This is a genomic window from Streptomyces sp. NPDC048696, from assembly GCF_043198895.1.
GTDB lineage: Bacteria > Actinomycetota > Actinomycetes > Streptomycetales > Streptomycetaceae > Streptomyces.
Genome location: NZ_JBICVJ010000028.1, coordinates 21601 through 38554 on the forward strand (window position 1 = coordinate 21601; position 16954 = coordinate 38554).

Annotated in this window: 13 protein-coding genes; 7 read left to right on the forward strand and 6 right to left on the reverse strand. The window is 71.3% G+C overall.

The window, feature by feature from the left end; translation table 11 throughout:
- Positions 1-204: 204 nt before the first annotated feature.
- Both ACGFRG_RS34740 and ACGFRG_RS34745 read right to left on the reverse strand, forming a co-directional pair.
- Positions 205-585: a hypothetical protein gene (locus ACGFRG_RS34740; RefSeq protein WP_361422174.1), complete on the reverse strand. Its 381-nt coding sequence runs from the start codon at positions 583-585 to the stop codon at positions 205-207.
- Positions 586-676: 91 nt separating this feature from the next.
- Positions 677-1888 (reverse strand): pyridoxal phosphate-dependent aminotransferase, encoded by a 1212-nt coding sequence (locus ACGFRG_RS34745; RefSeq protein ID WP_393270498.1) that lies wholly within the window; start codon positions 1886-1888, stop codon positions 677-679.
- A gap of 401 nt (positions 1889-2289) precedes the next feature.
- Here ACGFRG_RS34745 and ACGFRG_RS34750 point away from each other — a divergent pair, with 401 nt between their 5' ends.
- Positions 2290-4188 carry an alkyl sulfatase dimerization domain-containing protein gene (locus ACGFRG_RS34750; protein ID WP_361422180.1) on the forward strand — a complete coding sequence of 633 codons (1899 nt, stop codon included), beginning with the start codon at positions 2290-2292 and terminating at the stop codon, positions 4186-4188.
- A gap of 8 nt (positions 4189-4196) precedes the next feature.
- Here the strand turns inward: ACGFRG_RS34750 and ACGFRG_RS34755 are convergent, their stop codons facing one another.
- On the reverse strand, positions 4197-5795 hold the full coding sequence (locus ACGFRG_RS34755) for an amidohydrolase family protein (protein ID WP_393270501.1): 1599 nt from the start codon (positions 5793-5795) through the stop codon (positions 4197-4199).
- 12 nt (positions 5796-5807) lie between these two features.
- Positions 5808-7079: an amino acid deaminase gene (locus ACGFRG_RS34760; protein WP_393270504.1), complete on the reverse strand. Its 1272-nt coding sequence runs from the start codon at positions 7077-7079 to the stop codon at positions 5808-5810.
- Between the two features lie 91 nt (positions 7080-7170).
- Between ACGFRG_RS34760 and ACGFRG_RS34765 the strand changes: the two genes are divergently transcribed.
- The 4 genes from ACGFRG_RS34765 (at position 7171) to ACGFRG_RS34780 (ending at position 11191) form a co-directional block, all read left to right on the forward strand.
- The gene (locus ACGFRG_RS34765) at positions 7171-8406 is read left to right on the forward strand and encodes a sugar kinase (RefSeq protein ID WP_393270507.1); all 1236 of its coding nucleotides are present in this window, start codon (positions 7171-7173) and stop codon (positions 8404-8406) included.
- Positions 8403-9167 carry an IclR family transcriptional regulator gene (locus tag ACGFRG_RS34770; protein ID WP_393270509.1) on the forward strand — a complete coding sequence of 255 codons (765 nt, stop codon included), beginning with the start codon at positions 8403-8405 and terminating at the stop codon, positions 9165-9167. The genes ACGFRG_RS34765 and ACGFRG_RS34770 overlap by 4 nt, the downstream gene beginning before the upstream one ends.
- 2 nt (positions 9168-9169) lie before the next feature.
- Positions 9170-9583, forward strand: coding sequence for a RidA family protein (locus ACGFRG_RS34775; protein WP_361422822.1), 414 nt, complete (start codon positions 9170-9172; stop codon positions 9581-9583).
- Positions 9584-9715: 132 nt separating this feature from the next.
- The gene (locus ACGFRG_RS34780) at positions 9716-11191 is read left to right on the forward strand and encodes a gluconate:H+ symporter (protein WP_361422825.1); all 1476 of its coding nucleotides are present in this window, start codon (positions 9716-9718) and stop codon (positions 11189-11191) included.
- 63 nt (positions 11192-11254) lie between these two features.
- On the opposite strand, the gene ACGFRG_RS34785 is transcribed toward ACGFRG_RS34780, so the two are convergent.
- Entirely contained in the window at positions 11255-12658 is a 1404-nt protein-coding gene (locus ACGFRG_RS34785; RefSeq protein ID WP_393270512.1) for a M14 family metallopeptidase, read from the reverse strand.
- Between the two features lie 517 nt (positions 12659-13175).
- On the opposite strand from ACGFRG_RS34785, the gene ACGFRG_RS34790 reads away from it, so the two are divergent.
- Positions 13176-14051, forward strand: a complete 876-nt coding sequence (locus ACGFRG_RS34790; RefSeq protein WP_393270515.1) for a serine protease — start codon at positions 13176-13178, stop codon at positions 14049-14051.
- A 71-nt stretch (positions 14052-14122) separates the two neighbouring features.
- Here ACGFRG_RS34790 and ACGFRG_RS34795 read toward each other — a convergent pair whose 3' ends face one another.
- Positions 14123-15811, reverse strand: coding sequence for a chitinase (locus ACGFRG_RS34795; protein WP_393270517.1), 1689 nt, complete (start codon positions 15809-15811; stop codon positions 14123-14125).
- 248 nt (positions 15812-16059) lie between these two features.
- On the opposite strand from ACGFRG_RS34795, the gene ACGFRG_RS34800 reads away from it, so the two are divergent.
- Positions 16060-16911: a hypothetical protein gene (locus ACGFRG_RS34800; protein WP_361422201.1), complete on the forward strand. Its 852-nt coding sequence runs from the start codon at positions 16060-16062 to the stop codon at positions 16909-16911.
- Positions 16912-16954 lie beyond the last annotated feature (43 nt).

Sequence of the window (16954 nt, forward strand, 5' to 3'; positions counted from 1 at the left end):
TTGTTGGGGGTGTGGGGGGGGTGTTAGTGTTGGTGGTGGTGTCCGCCCGCGGCGCCCCCCCCCCCCCCCCGCGACCAGCCACACACAACCCGCACCCGACGGACCGGCGCAGGCCGCGTTCTTGACGCACCCAGGCTGGTGCCGGAGGCACCAGAAGGGTGGCACCCGGTCCGCGGGCCTCCGCGGTTCGCGGACCGGGGCCGTTCAGGAGGCCGCGGCGCCCGCCGCGGAGTGGGCGTCCATCCGGGACGCCGCGAGGATCGCCACCGCCGTGTCGGCGCGGGAGGCCGCGACGACCAGGGCCCGGCCCGCCAGGGCATGCGCGCGGGCGTGCAGCGCGGCCGAGCCGGCCCGGCTCAGGCCCGCGTGCCGGACCGGCGGCATCCCGCCCCGCAGCCGGGCGATCTGCGCGGCTATCGCGTCTCCCGCCTCGGCGAGCCCGAGCTCGTCGGTCACCGCGAGCAGCGCCGCGAGATGCCCGGCGAGCTGGATGTCCAGCTCCTCCTCGCGGGAGCGGTACGGGACGCCCGCAACAGCGGCGGCCATCGTGCTGTGCACCGACTTGGTCCGGATCGGCTCGTACATGAGATGGCCTCCTTCTGTTACAGGAGACCATCCTAGCTTAGATTCTGTCTAAAGTTGAGCGAAGGCCAGAACACCCGGGCCGGAACACCCGCTACATCTGGCTGTAGCCGTCCAGGAACGCCCCGATCCGCGTGACCGCCTGGGCCAGGTCCTTCGCCGACGGCAGCGTCACGATCCGGAAGTGGTCCGGCTCGGGCCAGTTGAAGCCCGTCCCGTGCACCACCATGATCTTCTCGGCCCGCAGCAGGTCCAGGACCATCTGCCGGTCGTCCTTGACCTTGTAGACCGACGGGTCCAGACGCGGGAACAGATACAGCGCGCCCTTGGGCTTCACGCAGGTCACGCCCGGGATCCGGGTCAGCAGCTCGTACGCCGTGTCGCGCTGCTCAAGCAGCCGTCCGCCCGGCAGCACCAGGTCCTCGATCGACTGCCGCCCGCCCAGCGCCGTCGCCACCGCGTGCTGCGACGGCATGTTGGCGCACAGCCGCATGTTGGCGAGGATCGTCAGGCCCTCGATGTACGAGGACGCGTGCTGCTTGGGGCCGCAGACCGCCATCCATCCCGAGCGGAAACCGGCCACCCGGTAGTTCTTGGAGAGCCCGTTGAAGGTGAGCACCATCAGGTCCGGGGCGACGACCGCCGTCGGCGTGTGCGTGGTGCCGTCGTACAGGATCCGGTCGTAGATCTCGTCCGAGCAGACGATCAGGTTGTGGCGGCGGGCGATCTCGGTGAGACCGCGCAGCATCTCCTCGTCGTACACCGCACCCGTCGGATTGTTCGGGTTGATGATGACGATCGCCTTGGTGCGGTCGGTGACCTTGCGCTCGATGTCGGCGAGGTCCGGCATCCAGTCGGCCTGCTCGTCGCAGCGGTAGTGCACGGCCGTGCCGCCGGCGAGCGAGACGGCGGCGGTCCACAGCGGGTAGTCCGGCGCCGGGACCAGCACCTCGTCGCCGTCGTCGAGCAGCGCCTGCATCGACATCTGGATCAGCTCGGAGACGCCGTTGCCGAGGTAGATGTCCTCGACGTCGAGGTCGACGCCCTTGGTCTGGTAGTGCTGCATCACCGCGCGCCGGGCCGAGAGCAGGCCCTTGGCGTCGCCGTAGCCGTGCGCCCCGGAGAGGTTGCGGAGCATGTCCTCCAGGATCTCCGGCGGGCACTCGAAGCCGAACGCCGCGGGGTTGCCGGTGTTGAGCTTGAGGATGCGGTGTCCTGCCGCCTCCAGCCGCATGGCTTCTTCGAGAACCGGGCCCCGGATCTCGTAACAGACATTGGCGAGCTTGGTCGACTGGATCACCTGCATGACGGTCACCTTACGGGCGCGTTTCGGGCCACGCGCGGTGTTTGCGCGCCGGTACCCCCGCCCGGGGCCCTACCGGCGGACGCCGGGCTTCCATCGGAATGCGGCGGCGGCCGGTGAACCGTGGGAACGCCGGTCCGGGCCGTACCCCGGCTTGGATTGCTTCGCCGGGGGCCGTACCGGGTGAGATGTACCACTCCTGTCCGGTACGGGCGGTTGTCGGCCAGCGGGGCCCGCCGAAGAGGAACGCGCCCTACCGTTCCCGCCCGCCCGGAGTTACGTTCCCCGCCTGCACCCGGCCGTACGCACCCCTTCGTGCACCGTACGCACCTCTCAGGTGCGGCTTCCCCATGCCGAGCAGCATGCCGCGACGCCGCGCCGAGAAGCCTTCAGGAGGCAGCCCCATGATCAGCGGCAAGCAGCACGAGCCCATCGCACCGACCCCGTTCGTGATCCGGAGCAACCGCCCCGCCGAGCAGAGCGCCCCCGCCGACGGCTCCGACTTCCGTAACGCCTCCCAGGGGCTGATCGCCGGGCCGGACGTCGAGGCGATCCCCGCGCGCGACGGGACCGGCGACGGCACGGGCTACGCCTGGCACCACGGCCGCTTCGACTTCCTGCGCGAGGCGGACGAGATCCCGGTCTCGGTCAACGCGCGCGTGTGGCGTCAGGGCCGGATGAACGCGATGGCGGGCCTGTACCTGGTGACCGGCGGCGACGGGGGCGGCGGCGTCCACCAGGTGCGCGGCTACGACCTGGCCAACATGACGATCGTCGAGGGCGCCACCGGCCTGATCGTGATCGACCCGCTCGGCTCGTACGAGACCGCGCAGTACGCGCTGCGCCTGTACCGCAGGACGACCGACGACCGCCGCCCGGTCAAGGCCGTGATCTACACCGCGAGCTGCGTCGACCACTTCGGCGGCTCGCGCGGCCTGTTCGCCGAGCGCGGCGACGAGATCCCCGAGGACCTGTCGGTGTACGCGCCCGACGGCTTCCTCGACGACGCGGTGCGCCGCCATGTGGTGGAGGGCATGGCCACGGCGTGCCTGGTGGACCACACCTACGGCACCCGCCTGGAGGCCGGCCCGTACGGGCTGATCGACAGCGGCCCCGGCCTGACCGTCTCGGCGGGCGAGGCCACGCTGATCCCGCCGACCGACCATGTCGCCGGTCGGGCCGAGGTCGACGGCGTCCAGATCGTCTTCCAGCCCGCCGCGGGGTTGCAGTCCCCGGCCGAGATGAACCTCTACCTGCCCGGCCGCGAGCTCCTGTACCTGACGGCCCCCGGTCTGCTCGGCGGGCTCGGGGACGTGCGGGCCCGCCATCTCGACGAGACGCTGCGCGCCTTCGGCCCGGTCGCCCAGATCGTGGCCGGGGCGTACGAGTGGCCCGGCTGGGGCAGGGGGAACGTCACCGCACGCCTCGCCGCGCGCCGCGACGCCTGGGTCCGCCGCCAGACCCAGCCCTCCAACAGGCCGTTCCACGCGTCGGGTTACGTCGGCACCGCGACCCAGGCCGCCCGCCAGACCTGGCTGCGGCTGCTCGGCCACGAGTTCGTCGCGGCCACCGACGCGGTCGCCGCGACCCCCGCCACGGGCGCCACCGCCAAGCGGTATGTGCGCGCGCTCGGCGGCGCGCACGAGGTGCTGAGCGTCGCGCGCCGCGAGTACGAGGCCGAGGCGCCGTCGTACGAGCGGGTCGTCGAACTCCTCGACCACGTCGTGGCCGCCGCCTGTGACCCGGCGACGGTCTCCGCCGGTGTCCTGGGCGCGGCGAAGACGCTCCAGGCGCTCGCCCTGACCCAGCTCGGCTACCTCGCCGAGTACGGCCCGCTGCGCAACGTGTATCTGACGGCCGCGCGCAGCCTGCACGCCGAAGGCCCGCAGCCGACGGCCGTACGGCCGGTCGTCGGCGACCTGGTGCGCTACGCCAACCCCGCCCAGTACTTCGCCACCGTCGCGGCCCGTCTGGACGGCCCCCGGGCGGCCGAACAGAGCGTCCCCATCGTGCTGTTGTGGAACCTGACGGACACCGCCCAGTCGGGCGTCACCGTGCTGCGCGACGGCGTCCTGGTCTACACGGACACCCGAGGCGACACCCTGCCGCCCGGCGTCGACAAGCCCCAGGCGACGATCGCGCTGACCCGTGCCGCGCTCGACCGGCTCCTGGTGGACGGCCCGGACTTCCTCGCCAACTTCGACGAGGCGGTACGGGCCGGACGTGCCCGCGTCGACGACGACCGCACGGCCGCCGACACGGTCTTCGGCTATCTGTCCCCGGCGATCCCGGCGGTGGACTGAGCCCGGGCTCAGCGCACGGGCGTGCGCCGCACCGAGCGGCCCGCCAGGACGTCCGTGCGCCGCCCGTCCTCGATGACGAACCTCCCGTCGATCAGCACGTACGGGATGCCGACCGGGAGCGCGCGCGGGTGCTCGAAGGAGGAGCCCGCCGCGACCGTGGCCGGATCGAAGAGGACCATGTCCGCGCGGTACCCCTCCTTGACCAGGCCCCGGTCCGGCAGTCGCAGCCGGGCCGCCGGGCGGGACGTCAGATGCGCGACCATCTCCTCCAGCGGGAGAACGCCCAGGTCACGGGCGTAGTGGCCGAGGTAGTGGGGGAACGTGCCGTAGGCGCGCGGGTGCGGTTTGTCGCCCTGGAGGATGCCGTCGCTGCCGCCCGTGTGGACGCGGTGGCGCATGATCCGCCGGACGTTCTCCTCGTGGCCCACGTGCTGGAGGATCGTCGAGCCGAGCCCGTCGTCGACGAGCAGACGGCGGGCGGTGGTCCACGGCTCCTCACCGCGCTGCTGCGCGGACTCGGCCACCGTACGGCCCACGTACGACGCGAGGCCCGGATCGCTCACGCCGGAGATCTCGATGGTGTCCCACTCGATCGGCACGCCGTGGCAGCCGTCCGAGCCGGTGACTTCGAGGTCGTGGCGGATGCGCTCGGCCGTGGCGTCGTGCCGCAGCCGCTCCAGGACGGCCGCCGGGCCGCCCGTGCCCGCCCAACTGGGCAGCATCGCCACGAGGGTGGTGCAGCCGGGGGTGTACGGATAGGTGTCGAGGGTGATGTCCGCCCCGGCCTCCAGCGCCTCGTCGAGCAGGGTCAGCAGCTCGGGCGCGCGGCCCTTGTTCACGCCGAAGTTCATGGTGGCGTGGGCCAGATGCAGCGCGCAGCCCGCCTCGCGGGCGAGGGTGACCATCTCCTCGTACGCTTCGAGCGCCCCGGCCCCGTACGAGCGGTGATGGGGGCAGTAGTACCCGCCGTACCGCGCCACCACCTCGCAGAGCTCGGCCAGCTCGGCGTCGGGGGCGTACATGCCGGGTGTGTAGGTGAGCCCCGACGACATGCCCACCGCGCCCTGCGCAAGCCCCTCGGCTACCAACTCCCGCATCCGGTCCAGCTCCTGGCGCGTGGCCGGGCGGTCCTCCCAGCCCAGCGCGTACATCCGCACCGTGCCCTGCGGGACCAGATACGCGGCGTTGACCGCGATGCCCCGGTCGAGCCGGTCCAGATAGCCGCCCACCGACCGCCAGTCGAAGTCGATGTCGCCACCGTCGCCGTTCCAGCCGGTGACGGCCCGGCGGACCTCGGCGAGGGTGCGGTCGTCGACGGGCGCGTACGAGAGGCCGTCCTGGCCCAGGACCTCAAGGGTCACCCCCTGCGCGGCCTTCGCGCTGTGGTCGGGGTCGCGGAGCAGGGCCAGGTCCGAGTGGGCGTGCATGTCGATGAAGCCGGGGGCGAGGGCGAGGCCGTCGGCGTCCAGGGTGCGGGCGCCGGACGGCCTCGGCTCGCCCGGGCGGCGCAGGGCCGCGATGCGGCCGTCGCGGATACCGACGTCGGCGCGGTAGGAGGCCCCGCCGCTGCCGTCGATCACGCGCGCGTCGCGGATGACGAGATCCATGCCGGTCATGGTCTAGAAGTACGTACGGATGTAGTCGACGACCGTGCCGTCCGCCTCGACGAGGGGGATCAACTGCCACTTGTCGAAGCTGGTGCAGGGGTGGGAGAGGCCCAGGCCCACCCAGTCGCCGACCTCCAGGGCCGCGTCCGGGCCCGTCTCCAGCCAGGCGTGCTGGTCGGACAGCTTGGTGACCTCGATGCCGTCGGCGGGCCGTACCTCACCCGTTGCCGCGTCCCGCACCACCTGCGCCTCGGGCAGATCCAGGTCGTACGCCGCGTCCCGCTTGCCCGCGTTCACGAACGCCTGGTCGGCGGTGGGCTTCGACACGACCTGCGCCCACAGCCGGAACGCGGGGTGCAGGGCGCCTTCGTCGGGGACGCGGTTGAAGGGGGTGAGCCGCTTGTAGTGGCCGTCGTCGTGCGAGACGTACGCACCGGAGCGGAGCAACTTCAGTACGGGGAGCGAGAGTTCGGGCAGCTCCGCGAAGACGTCCGCGACCGTGTCGAACCAGGCGCTGCCGCCCGCGCTGACCACGATCTCGTCCAGGTCCGTGCCAAAGAACCGGCCCGCCTTGTCGAACTCCCCGGCGAGCGCGGTGAGCCGGCGCAGCCAGGCGTCCACCTTCTCCGGGGTGGCCTTCGGGACCTCACCCTCGTACCCGGCGACGCCGACGAGCCGCAGGGTCCGGGTCGCCGCCACCGCGTCGGCGACGGCCGCGGCGTCGGCCTCGGTGCGCACGCCGGTACGGGCGCCGTCGCCCGCGCCGAGCTCGACGACGACGTCGAGGGGGCGGGTGGCGCCGGTGAGCGCGGCGTCCATCAGCTCGACCCCGCGTACGGAGTCGACGTAGCAGATGAACCGGAAGTCGGCGTCGCGGGCCAACTCCCCGGCGACCCACTTCAGGGCGGGGGCGTCGACGAGCTGGTTGGCGAGGAAGATCCGCTTGACGTCGAACTGCCGTGCCACGCGCACCTGGTGGGGCACGGCGAGGGTGATGCCCCAGGCGCCGTGGTCGAGCTGGCGGGCGAAGAGCTCGGGGGCCATGGTCGTCTTGCCGTGCGGGGCGAAGGCGAGGCCGTGGCGGGTCGCGTACCGCTCCATCAGTGCGAGGTTGTGCTCCAGGCGCTCGGCGGAGAGGGCGAGGACGGGGGTGGTGAAGCCGTCCGTGAAGAGGTTGCGGCGCTGGGCGGCGAGCTCGCCGACGGTCAGCCCGTCGGCGTCCGGGGGCAGCCCCTTGAAGCGGTGGTCCACACGCTCGTCGGCCAGTCCTGCCAGGAACCCCATGGAAGCCTCCTTGGAACACCGTTGCAGCATATGCAACGGCCATTGCGTATCTCGCTTGGCGCTGTCTAACATCCGGGCCAACGTCGGGTCAATGGTGGGACCCGGTGGTGGGACTCAGGGGTGGGAGGTGCGTCGGCCGGTGGACGTGGATGTCGTCTGTCTCGGGGAGTCCATGGTCGCGTTCGTGCCGTCGCGGCCCGGGCGCCTCGCCGATGTGCCGTCCTTCGAGCGCGGGATCGGCGGGGCCGAGTCCAACGCGGCGTGCGCGCTGGCGGCCGCCGGGCACGCGGTGAAGTGGGTCAGCCGGGTGGGGGCGGACGCGTTCGGGGACCACGTGGTCTCGACGGTGTCCGGGTACGGGGTGGACGTGGCCGGGGTGCGGCGGGACCCCGCACGGCCGACCGGCGTGTACTTCCGTACCGCCGACGACCGGTCCGCCGGGTCGCATGAGGTGGCGTACTACCGGGCGGGGTCGGCCGCGTCGGCGATGTCGGTGGCGAACGTGCCGTGGGGCGAGGTGTGGGCGGGGCGGGTGCTGCATCTGTCGGGGATCACGGCGGCGCTGTCGGCCGACTGCCTGGAGCTGATGCGGTCGCTGCTGGCGCGCCGGCCCGGGCGACCGCTGGTGTCGTTCGACGTCAACTACCGGGCGGGGCTGTGGCGTTCGGGTTCTCCGTCCGGCCCCGAGGTGCTGCTGGAGCTGGCCCGGGGGGCGGATGTGGTGTTCGTGGGGGAGGACGAGGCGGAGGCGGCGTGGGGGTTGGCGGGGCCTGCGGCTGTGCGGGCGGCTCTGCCGGAGGTGGGGGTGGTGGTGGTCAAGCGGGGCGAGCGGGGGGCCGTTGTCTTTGAGGCCCCCGCCCCACCCCTTCCCGGCTGTGACATGAGCGGCTCCGCCGCGTGGCTCCGAGGGGTCTCGTCGGCTGCGGACCGTGCTGGGTTGCTCGCGCAGTTCCCCGCGCCCCTGAAGGAGGGCCCGAAGGGCCCATCTAAGCGGCGCGGGGAACTGCGCGACCAGCCCCCACCGGCGGACGGCCGAACGACAACCATCGTCCCCGCACCCCGCGTACGCGTCGTCGCCCCGGTCGGCGCCGGTGACGCCTTCGCCGCCGGGTTCCTGCACGGCACCCTGCGCGGACTGACCGCGCGGGAGCGGGCCCGCCACGGCCACCTCATGGCCGCCGCCGTGCTCACCGTCCCCGGCGACCACACGTCCCCACCGTCCCGCGCGCACGCCGACCGACTTGCCGCTCTCGACGACGACGCCTGGGGGAGACTTCGTCTCGGCCCCGGGTGGACGGGGGACGAACAGGAGGTACGTACGCCATGAGCCAGACCGTCGACCGGGCGCTGAGCATTCTGCCGCTCCTCGCACAGGGCCCCGCCGACCTCGGCCGGGTCGCCGACCACCTCGGCGTGCACAAGTCCACCGCCCTGCGCCTGCTGCGCACCCTGCACGAGCACGGGCTCGTGTACCGGCAGGAGGACCAGCGCTACCGGCTCGGCGCGCGCCTGTTCGCCCTCGCCCAGGAGGCCGTGGAGAACCTGGACGTACGGGAGATCGCCCACCCCCACCTCGTCGCGCTCAACGAACAGGTCGGGCACACCGTGCACCTCGCGGTGTACGAGGACGGCGAGGTCCTCTACATCGACAAGGTCGAGAGCCGGTACCCGGTGCGGATGTACTCAAGGGTCGGCAAGCCGGTCGCGATCACGGTCGCCGCCGTCGCCAAACTGCTCCTCGCGGACCTGCCCGAGCCCGAGCGCCGCGCGGTCGCCGACAAGCTCGACTACCCCATGTACACGTCCCGTTCGACGCCGCACGCCGCCGCGTTCCTGAAGGAGCTCGCGGCCGTACGCGAACAGGGCTGGGCCGACGACCTCGGCGGCCACGAGGAGTCCATCAACTGCGTCGCCGCGCCCGTGACCGGCACGGACGGCCGCGTCGTCGCCGCGATGTCCGTCTCCGCCCCGAACGTCGTCGTCACCGCCGAGGAACTCCTCGGCCTCCTCCCGCAGGTGCGCCGCACCGCGGACGCCATCAGCCGGGAGTACTCCGGCAGGACCCAGAAGAAGGAAGCAGGCCCATGACGATGAACGAGAAGGTCGCGCTCACCCCCGCGACGCACACCGCACCTCCGGCCAAGTTCTCGCACGGGGTGCGCAAGGGGAACATCCTCCAGGTCGCCGGGCAGGTCGGCTTCCGGCCGGCGGTCGAGGGCGAGCCCCCGACGGTCGCCGGCCCGACCCTGCGCGAGCAGACCCTCCAGACCTTCGCCAACGTCAAGGCGATCCTGGAAGAGGGCGGCGCGAGCTGGGACGACGTGATGATGATGCGCGTCTACCTCACCGATGTGGCCCACTTCGCCGAGATGAACGAGATCTACAACGCCTACTTCGAGGAGCAGGCCCTCAAGGCCCCGGCGTCGGCCCGTACGACGGTGTACGTGGGCCTGCCCAAGGGCCTGCTGATCGAGATCGACGCACTGGCCGTACTGGACGCGTAAGACGTTGCCCGTGCCCTTAGCCCAACCGCTCGACAGGCCGCACGGGGCGGCGTCCCGGACCGCCGGGGCGCCGCCCCGCGGTCCCCCATGCCCCGGAACAGCCCTGCGAGCCAACGGAGTTCCCGTATGTCGATGTCGTACGCGCTCACCTCCACCACGCCACCACCCCCGCCGCACACGGGCGGCATCCTCCCGCTGGTCGGCGGCACGACGGGCCTGCTGACGGTGGCGGCCCTGGGCATAGGTCTGCTGCTCTACCTGATCATCAAGGCAAGACTCCAGCCGTTCGTGGCGCTGCTCGCGGTGTCGACAGCCGTCGGCCTCGGTGCGGGCCTGTCGGTGACGGAGCTCTTCGGCACGGTCCAGAAGTCCGCCGCCGTCTCGACGATCGAGACGGGCATGGGCGGCATCCTCGGCCATGTCGCGATCATCATCGGGCTCGGGACGATGCTGGGCGCGATCCTCGAAGTGAGCGGCGGCGCCGAGGTGTTGAGCACCCGCCTGCTGACGCTGTTCGGCGAGCGCCGTGCCCCGCTGGCGATGGGCCTGACCGGCCTGATCTTCGGCATCCCGGTCTTCTTCGACGTCGGCATCTTCGTCCTGGCGCCGATCGTGTACGCGGCCGCGAAGCGATCCGGCAAGTCGATTCTGCTGTACGCCATGCCACTCCTGGCGGGCCTCTCGATGACGCACGCGTTCCTGCCGCCGCACCCGGGCCCGGTGGCGGCCGCCGGTCTCTTCCATGTCTCGCTGGGCTGGCTCATCCTGATGGGCGCGCTGGTCGGCGTCCCGTCGGTGCTCGCCGCGTGGGCGTACGCGGCCTGGATCGGCAAGCGTGTCTTCGTGGCCGTACCGCAGGACATGGTGGAGGCGGCCGAGGAGGCGAAGGCGGCGGTGGCCGCCGAGCAGCGGGCGGCCGGGGTGGCTCCGCAGGAGCGGCCGGTGGCGCTTGCCACGGTCCTCACGATCATCGGCACCCCGCTGGTCCTGATCCTGGCGGCGACGTTCGGCTCGATCGCGCTCGATCCCTCCACGTTCCGCTCGGTGGTCGAGTTCTTCGGCAACCCGTTCGTGGCGCTGACGATCGCGCTGGTGCTGGCGTACTACTTGCTGGGGATCAGGCGGGGTTGGTCCCGCAAGTCCCTGGAGACGGTGTCCACGGCATCGCTCAAACCGGTGGGCAACATCCTTCTGGTGGTGGGCGCGGGCGGCGTCTTCGGCGCGGTCCTGAAGGCGTCCGGCATCGCGGACGCCCTGGCCAGGACCTTCAACGACGTCGGCCTCCCGGTGATCGTGCTGGCCTGGCTGATCGCGGTGGCGCTGCGGGTCGCGCAGGGCTCGGCGACGGTGGCCATCGTGACGACGGCGGGCATCGTGGTCCCCCTGGTCGAGGGCGGGGGGTACTCCCAGGCCCACCTGGCCCTGATCATCATGGCCATCTCGGCGGGCTCGATCTTCGCGTCCCATGTGAACGACGGCGGCTTCTGGATGGTGTCGAAGTACTTCGGCATCACGGAACGCGACACACTGAAGTCGTGGACGGTACTGGAGACGGTGCTGTCGGTGGCGGGGTTCGGGGTGGCGGGGGTGCTGAGCCTGGTGATCTAGGCGAGTCGGGCGATGTCCAGGGGGCACCCCGGCAAGGATGCCCCCGGCACGGCACCCAGTGAGTCAACTCCCCGGGCAGTACCGCGACGCCTTCCCGATCGACCGGTACATGCAGTCCGCGTTCTCCAGGAGTTGGAGCACCGCGTCCCTGTTCCGGGAGGTCTCCCGTTCGATGATCTTGTCGGGCGGGTAGAAGCCGCCGCCCGCTCCCGACGCGCCCGGGTACATCTCGAAGGTGAAGTCGAAGATCTTCTGGGTGCCCCAGAGGTAGTCGTCGATCGTGCCGTCCGTGAGGTACAGGTCGCTGGAGTGCTCCGGCGTGTAGCCGTTGCTCGCGGCCAGCTTGCGGCCGACCGCAGCGAACGCGTCGTGGTCGTCCTGGGTGAGGCCGGGTGCCGTGTCGTCGTAGGTCCAGCCGAACGGCCACAGCACCAGTTCGCCGTACGTGTGGAAGTCGATCCCCGCCTTGATCCGCTGCTTGCCGTTCACCACCCGGCTGCGGGCGAAGTCGGCGACGACCTTCACCTCGGGGGCCGACTCGGGCGCCGAACCCCGGTATGTCTCGGAGCCCTTGCTGCCCGAAGAGCCGCCGCAGCAGCCCCACTTGTAGTTCCAGTTGCGGTTCAGGTCCGTCCCGACGGACGAGGAGGCGCCGTTGGGACGGCGGTTCTTGCGCCAGCTGCGGTACTGGCCGGTCGCGATGTCGTACTCGCCGCCGTCCGGGTTCAGATCCGGCACGATCCAGATCTCGCGGCTGTTCACCATGGCGGTGATCCGCGCGTCCTTGCCGTATCCCGCGCCGAACTCGCGCAGCAGATACAGCGCCATCTCCACCGTCAGATGCTCACGCGCGTGCTGGTGGAAGGTGAGCAGCACCTCCGGCTCGTCCTCGTCCGCCCCGACGTTGTCGCTGATCTTGATCGCGACGATGTCCCGGCCCTGGTACGACTTGCCGATCACCCGCTTGCTCATGATCGAGGGGTACTGGGCGAGCCGCTGGTCGATCTCCGCCGTCATCTCGGCGTAGTTGTGGTACCCCGAGTCCGCCGGCGGGAAGTCGAAGGGCTTGGCGGCGAGGCCGTTCGTACGGGACGGGGGGCCGGGCAGCGCCTTGAGCGTGTAGCCCAGCGTGCGCAGCCGGTTCGCCTGGCCCGCGTCCGCGCTCACCACGACCAGATGCTCGCGCACCTCGTCGATGGAGACCCCGGTCGCGGCGATGACCGTGCGCGCGGCGGGGGTGGAGGGGCCGTGGACCTCGTACTGGACCGCCGCCTCGTCGGCTGTCGCCTCGTCGGCCGTCGCCCGCGTGCGTTCGCGGGGTGCGGGCGAAGGGGGTGCCGTGGCCCGCGCGGTCACGGGCGCGGCCAGCGCCAGGGCCAGCAGGGCCGCCAGGCCCGCGGTCCGCGTGGTCCGCCGGGTGACGCCCGCGCGTGTGCCGCGTCGCCCTTGTTGCCGGGGAAGTCGCATGAATGCTCCTGGTCGGGGGAGGTGAACCGCTGCGGTTCCGCGCCTCCAGGAGGGCCCAAAGGGCCCACTGAGGGGCGCGGGGCTGTGACATGTGCGGCTCCGCCGCGATGGGGGTCCCCCCCTGTTCGAGCGGAGCCGAGAACTTGGGGGAGCGACCGGCCACGCACGGTCCGCAGCCGAATGCCCGCGCTCCCCGCGGAGCGCTGAGCGCTGGGCGTCATGCGTCGATGGTGATCTGTGCGGTGGCCGAAAAGAGCGCATGGGTGGGCACGGTGGGCCGTACGGGCGTATCGGATGCCCCCGTGGTGGGCGGTGTTCGGTGAGGCGCCTACCAGGTGCTTCGTGGTCCCCGAGTCCGCGACCCCTCCGCCCCGGCCCCGCCGCGCCGCCCGCGCGCCCCGCCTGATTGATCGACGCGGCCTGAACTCACCCGTTGCCCAAGGGGGTTGGCGCAATCAACAATGCGCATGACAAATCCAGGAACCCACTCCTGGATCCCTCAGAGGGGAACCCCCACATGAACAAGCCTCTCGTCGGCGCGCTGCTCTCCCTCACCCTGGTGGGAGCCGGTGCCGCCCCGGCCCTCGCGCTGCAGCCCGCGGACAGCACGCCCACCGCGACGGCCAAAACCGCTCCGGCCAAGCCTGCCCCGGCCCTCAAGGCGGTCGACTTCGCCGGCACCGTCGCGCTCAGCAACTGCTCCGGCTCGCTGATCCGCACGCCCAGCTCGCAGCCGAACGACCCCGCCCTGATCCTCTCCAACGGCCACTGCCTGGAGACCGGCTTCCCGGGCCCGGGCGAGGTCATCACCGACCAGGCGTCGTCCCGTACGTTCTCGCTGCTCAACGGCTCGGCGGGCAGGGTCGCCACCCTGCGGGCCAGCAAGGTGGCGTACGCGACGATGACCGACACCGACATCTCGGTCTACCAGCTGAACACCACGTACGCCCAGATCCAGAGTCGGTACGGGATCAGCGCGCTCACGCTGAACGACGCCCACCCGGCGGCGGGCAGCGCCATCAAGGTGGTCTCGGGTTACTGGAAGCGGACCTACAGCTGCAACGTCGACGGGTTCGTCTACCGCCTCAAGGAGGGCGACTGGACCTGGAAGGACTCGGTCCGCTACACCTCCGCCTGCCAGACCATCGGCGGCACCTCTGGCTCCCCGGTCATCGACACGACCACCGGCAAGGTCGTCGCGGTGAACAACACCGGTAACGAGGACGGCGAGAGCTGCACCGAGAACAACCCGTGCGAGGTGGACGAGAACGGCAACGTCAGCGTCCACTACAAGATCAATTACGCCCAGGAGACGTACATCATCGTGCCGTGCATAGGCGCGGGCAACAAGTTCGACCTGAACCGGCCGGGCTGCACGCTGCCCAAGCCGTAGCCCGAGCCGTAAAACGCGCTGTTCCCCGCGCCCCTCCTCCGGGGCGCGGGGAACAGCGTCCGCCGGGGAAGTTACGGCAGTGCGTGGACGTGCGGCCCGACCGCGTTCGACCAGGCGTTGCCGGACTTGGCATCCCAGTTGGTCGACCAGGTCATCGCGCCGCGCAGGCCCGGGTAGGTGCGCGAGGGCTTGAACGAGCCGCAGTTCGTGCCCTGGGTGAGGCAGTCGAGCGCCGCGTTCACCACCGACGGGGAGACATAGCCGCTGCCCGCGCCGCTGGTGGAGGCCGGCAGGCCGAGGCCCACCTGGGACGGGTCGAGGCCGCCCTCCAGCTGGATGCAGGCGAGCGCGGTCAGGAAGTCGACCGTGCCCTGCGAGTACACCTTGCCGTCACAGCCGTTCATCGAACCGCTGTTGTAGTACTGCATGTTGACGACGGTCAGGATGTCCTTGATGTTGAGCGCCGTTTTGAAGTACTCGCCCGACGTCGACTGCATGTCGATCGTCTGCGGAGCCATCGTGATGACCAGCTTGGAGCCCGCCTTCGAGGACAGGGACTTCAACGCCTGGGTCATGTACGTGGAGTTGAGGCCGTTCTCCAGGTCGATGTCGACGCCGTCGAAGCCGTACGTCTGCATCAGCGAGTAGACCGAGTTCGCGAAGTTCGCCGCGGACGTCGAGTCGTTGATCGAGACCGTGCCGTTCTGGCCGCCGATGGAGATCACGACCGCCTTCCCGGCGGCGTGCTTGGCGGCGATGTCCGCCTTGAACTGGTCGACGGTGTAACCGCCGAGGCCGTTGGTGTCGAGGTTGAAGGTCACCTGGCCCGGTGTGCCGGTCGCGTCGGCGAAGGCGACCGCGATGATGTCGTAGTTCGACGGCACGTCGCTGATCTTCTGCACCGTCGCGCCGTTGTTGAAGTTCTGCCAGTACCCGGTCACCGCGTGCTTCGGCACACTCGTGCCGCCGCCCGGGGTGCCGGTCGCGGACGTGGTGGCGGTGACGGCCGCCGACTTCGGCGACTCGCCCGCCGCGTTGGTCGCGGTCACCTGGAACTGGTACGAGGTGGACGCGCTCAGCCCGGTCACGGTCGCCGAACCGCCGCTGGTGGACTGCACCTTCGTACCGTCGCGGTAGACGTTGTAGCCGGTCGCGCCGGAGACCGCGCCCCAGGACAGGTCCACGGAGGAGGAGGTCGCCGCGCCCGCCGCGAGGCCGGTGGGGGCCGCCGGGATGGTGGGCGAGGGGTCGCCGCCCCCGCCGTCGGGGCCGAAGACGGAGATGTCGTCGGCGTAGTACGCGCTCTGGCCGTACCACCCGTGCGTGTAGATCTGCACGGAGGTGGTGGAGGCGCCGGTGGTGAAGGTGGTCGACAGCTGGCTCCAGCCGCTTCCGGTGCCGGGCGTCCAGGTGGAGACGTCACCGGTGCCGGTCCCGGTGGCGCCCAGATAGACGTAACTGCCCTGCACCCAGGCGCTCAGCGTGTACGTCGAGTCGGGCTTCACGGTGACGCTCTGGGTGCACTGGCCGGTGTCGGAGTCGGTCGGGGTCGCCTTGAGGGCGGCGGCCCCGCCGTGCACCGGCGAGGAGACGGTGGCGCCGCTCCCGGCCGTACAACTCCAGCCCGCGAGGCCCGACTCGAAGCCCGCGTTGTGGACGTTGTTGACATCGGCGGCGTGTGCGGTGCCGGTGAGCCCTGCTATGGACAGGGCGGCGGCCGCGGCCACGGCCAGGCCGACTCTGCCGCTTGCTCGTTTCACGTGCTGCCTCCGGTGGGGGAGTGGGGAGGTCGGTGGGGAGTGGGCGCGCGCCGCTGCTGGTACAAGTTGGTCCAGACCAATCTGGTTGTCAAGACCTCTGGCGGCACTTGGGGCATCACAGAAACGAGAAGACTGTTCACCCGCAGCTATGTCGTGGATACAGTGCTGTTGCAGCAGGGAACAGCAGTGATCGAACGCGCCCGTGGGGACCGGCCCCGCCAAGACCGGAATGAGCGGGGGGACTTGATGTGCCAACTGCGATAGCCGTCACCAGCCCGGACCTGGTGCTGCCGCCGACCGATCCGCAGACCCCCCTGGCGGCGCTGCTCCAGAGCCCGGAGGCGCAGCCGCTGGACGCGGCGCTCGCCGACATGAACCGCCTGCTTGACCAGCACGGTTACGTGATCGTCCTGTATCCGCGGTCCCTTCTGCCCGCCCATGAACAGCGCCTGCACACCGTCCGCTCGATCCTGGAGAGCGACCGGATCACCCTGATCGGCTCCGCGCTGCCGCCGCTCGGCCTCGCCGTCCTGGTGCGCCAGCTGCGTCAGCTCTCGGTCTGCGACTTCAGCCCCGGCGTGCTCGCCTCGGCCGCCCGGCTGCTCGCGCACTATGTGCACGCGGGCGCTGTGCTCGGCTCGGTCACCAAGCTCGACCGGGTCCCGGTCGGCCTGAAGGCGCACGCCAAGTCCTGGCTGCCCGGCAGCCAGTTCGCGGTGCTCGCGCATCCGGTCCCGCAGCTGGTCAGAGTGGGCGCGGGCGAGCTGGAGGGCCCCGACTACGCCTGCCGTCTGCTGGCGGCGGGCAGCCCCGCGCCCGCCGACTGGGTCACCGCGACGCTTGCCGCCCGCTGGCAGGTCGGGGCGGTGGAGGAGTGCGCGCTGCCCGCGTACTCGCCCACCTGGTGGGGGACGTCGAAGCTCACCGAGTTCGCCGCCTATCTGCCCGACCTCTCCGTGCTCTACCAGCTCGTGGCCTCCGTACGCCGGGAGTCGTGCCGGTGGTGCGGCATGGAACTCATCGGCGACCGCTGCGGGTTCTGCTCCTCCCCGGTCCCGGCCCCCGAACTCCGGCTGCCCGCCGGGGGCGGCGCGCGCTAGCCGGATGGCCCTTGTCCGCCAAGTCCCACGTCATCGAACGAGG

Excerpts from the sequence above, each read along its gene's own strand:
- ACGFRG_RS34740 (WP_361422174.1), bottom strand. The coding sequence starts at position 585 with ATGTACGAGCCGATCCGGACCAAGTCGGTGCACAGCACGATGGCCGCC.
- ACGFRG_RS34745 (WP_393270498.1), bottom strand. The coding sequence starts at position 1,888 with ATGCAGGTGATCCAGTCGACCAAGCTCGCCAATGTCTGTTACGAGATC.
- ACGFRG_RS34750 (WP_361422180.1), top strand. The coding sequence starts at position 2,290 with ATGATCAGCGGCAAGCAGCACGAGCCCATCGCACCGACCCCGTTCGTG.
- ACGFRG_RS34755 (WP_393270501.1), bottom strand. The coding sequence starts at position 5,795 with ATGGATCTCGTCATCCGCGACGCGCGCGTGATCGACGGCAGCGGCGGG.
- ACGFRG_RS34760 (WP_393270504.1), bottom strand. The coding sequence starts at position 7,079 with ATGGGGTTCCTGGCAGGACTGGCCGACGAGCGTGTGGACCACCGCTTC.
- ACGFRG_RS34765 (WP_393270507.1), top strand. The coding sequence starts at position 7,171 with ATGGTGGGACCCGGTGGTGGGACTCAGGGGTGGGAGGTGCGTCGGCCG.
- ACGFRG_RS34770 (WP_393270509.1), top strand. The coding sequence starts at position 8,403 with ATGAGCCAGACCGTCGACCGGGCGCTGAGCATTCTGCCGCTCCTCGCA.
- ACGFRG_RS34775 (WP_361422822.1), top strand. The coding sequence starts at position 9,170 with ATGAACGAGAAGGTCGCGCTCACCCCCGCGACGCACACCGCACCTCCG.
- ACGFRG_RS34780 (WP_361422825.1), top strand. The coding sequence starts at position 9,716 with ATGTCGTACGCGCTCACCTCCACCACGCCACCACCCCCGCCGCACACG.
- ACGFRG_RS34785 (WP_393270512.1), bottom strand. The coding sequence starts at position 12,658 with ATGCGACTTCCCCGGCAACAAGGGCGACGCGGCACACGCGCGGGCGTC.
- ACGFRG_RS34790 (WP_393270515.1), top strand. The coding sequence starts at position 13,176 with ATGAACAAGCCTCTCGTCGGCGCGCTGCTCTCCCTCACCCTGGTGGGA.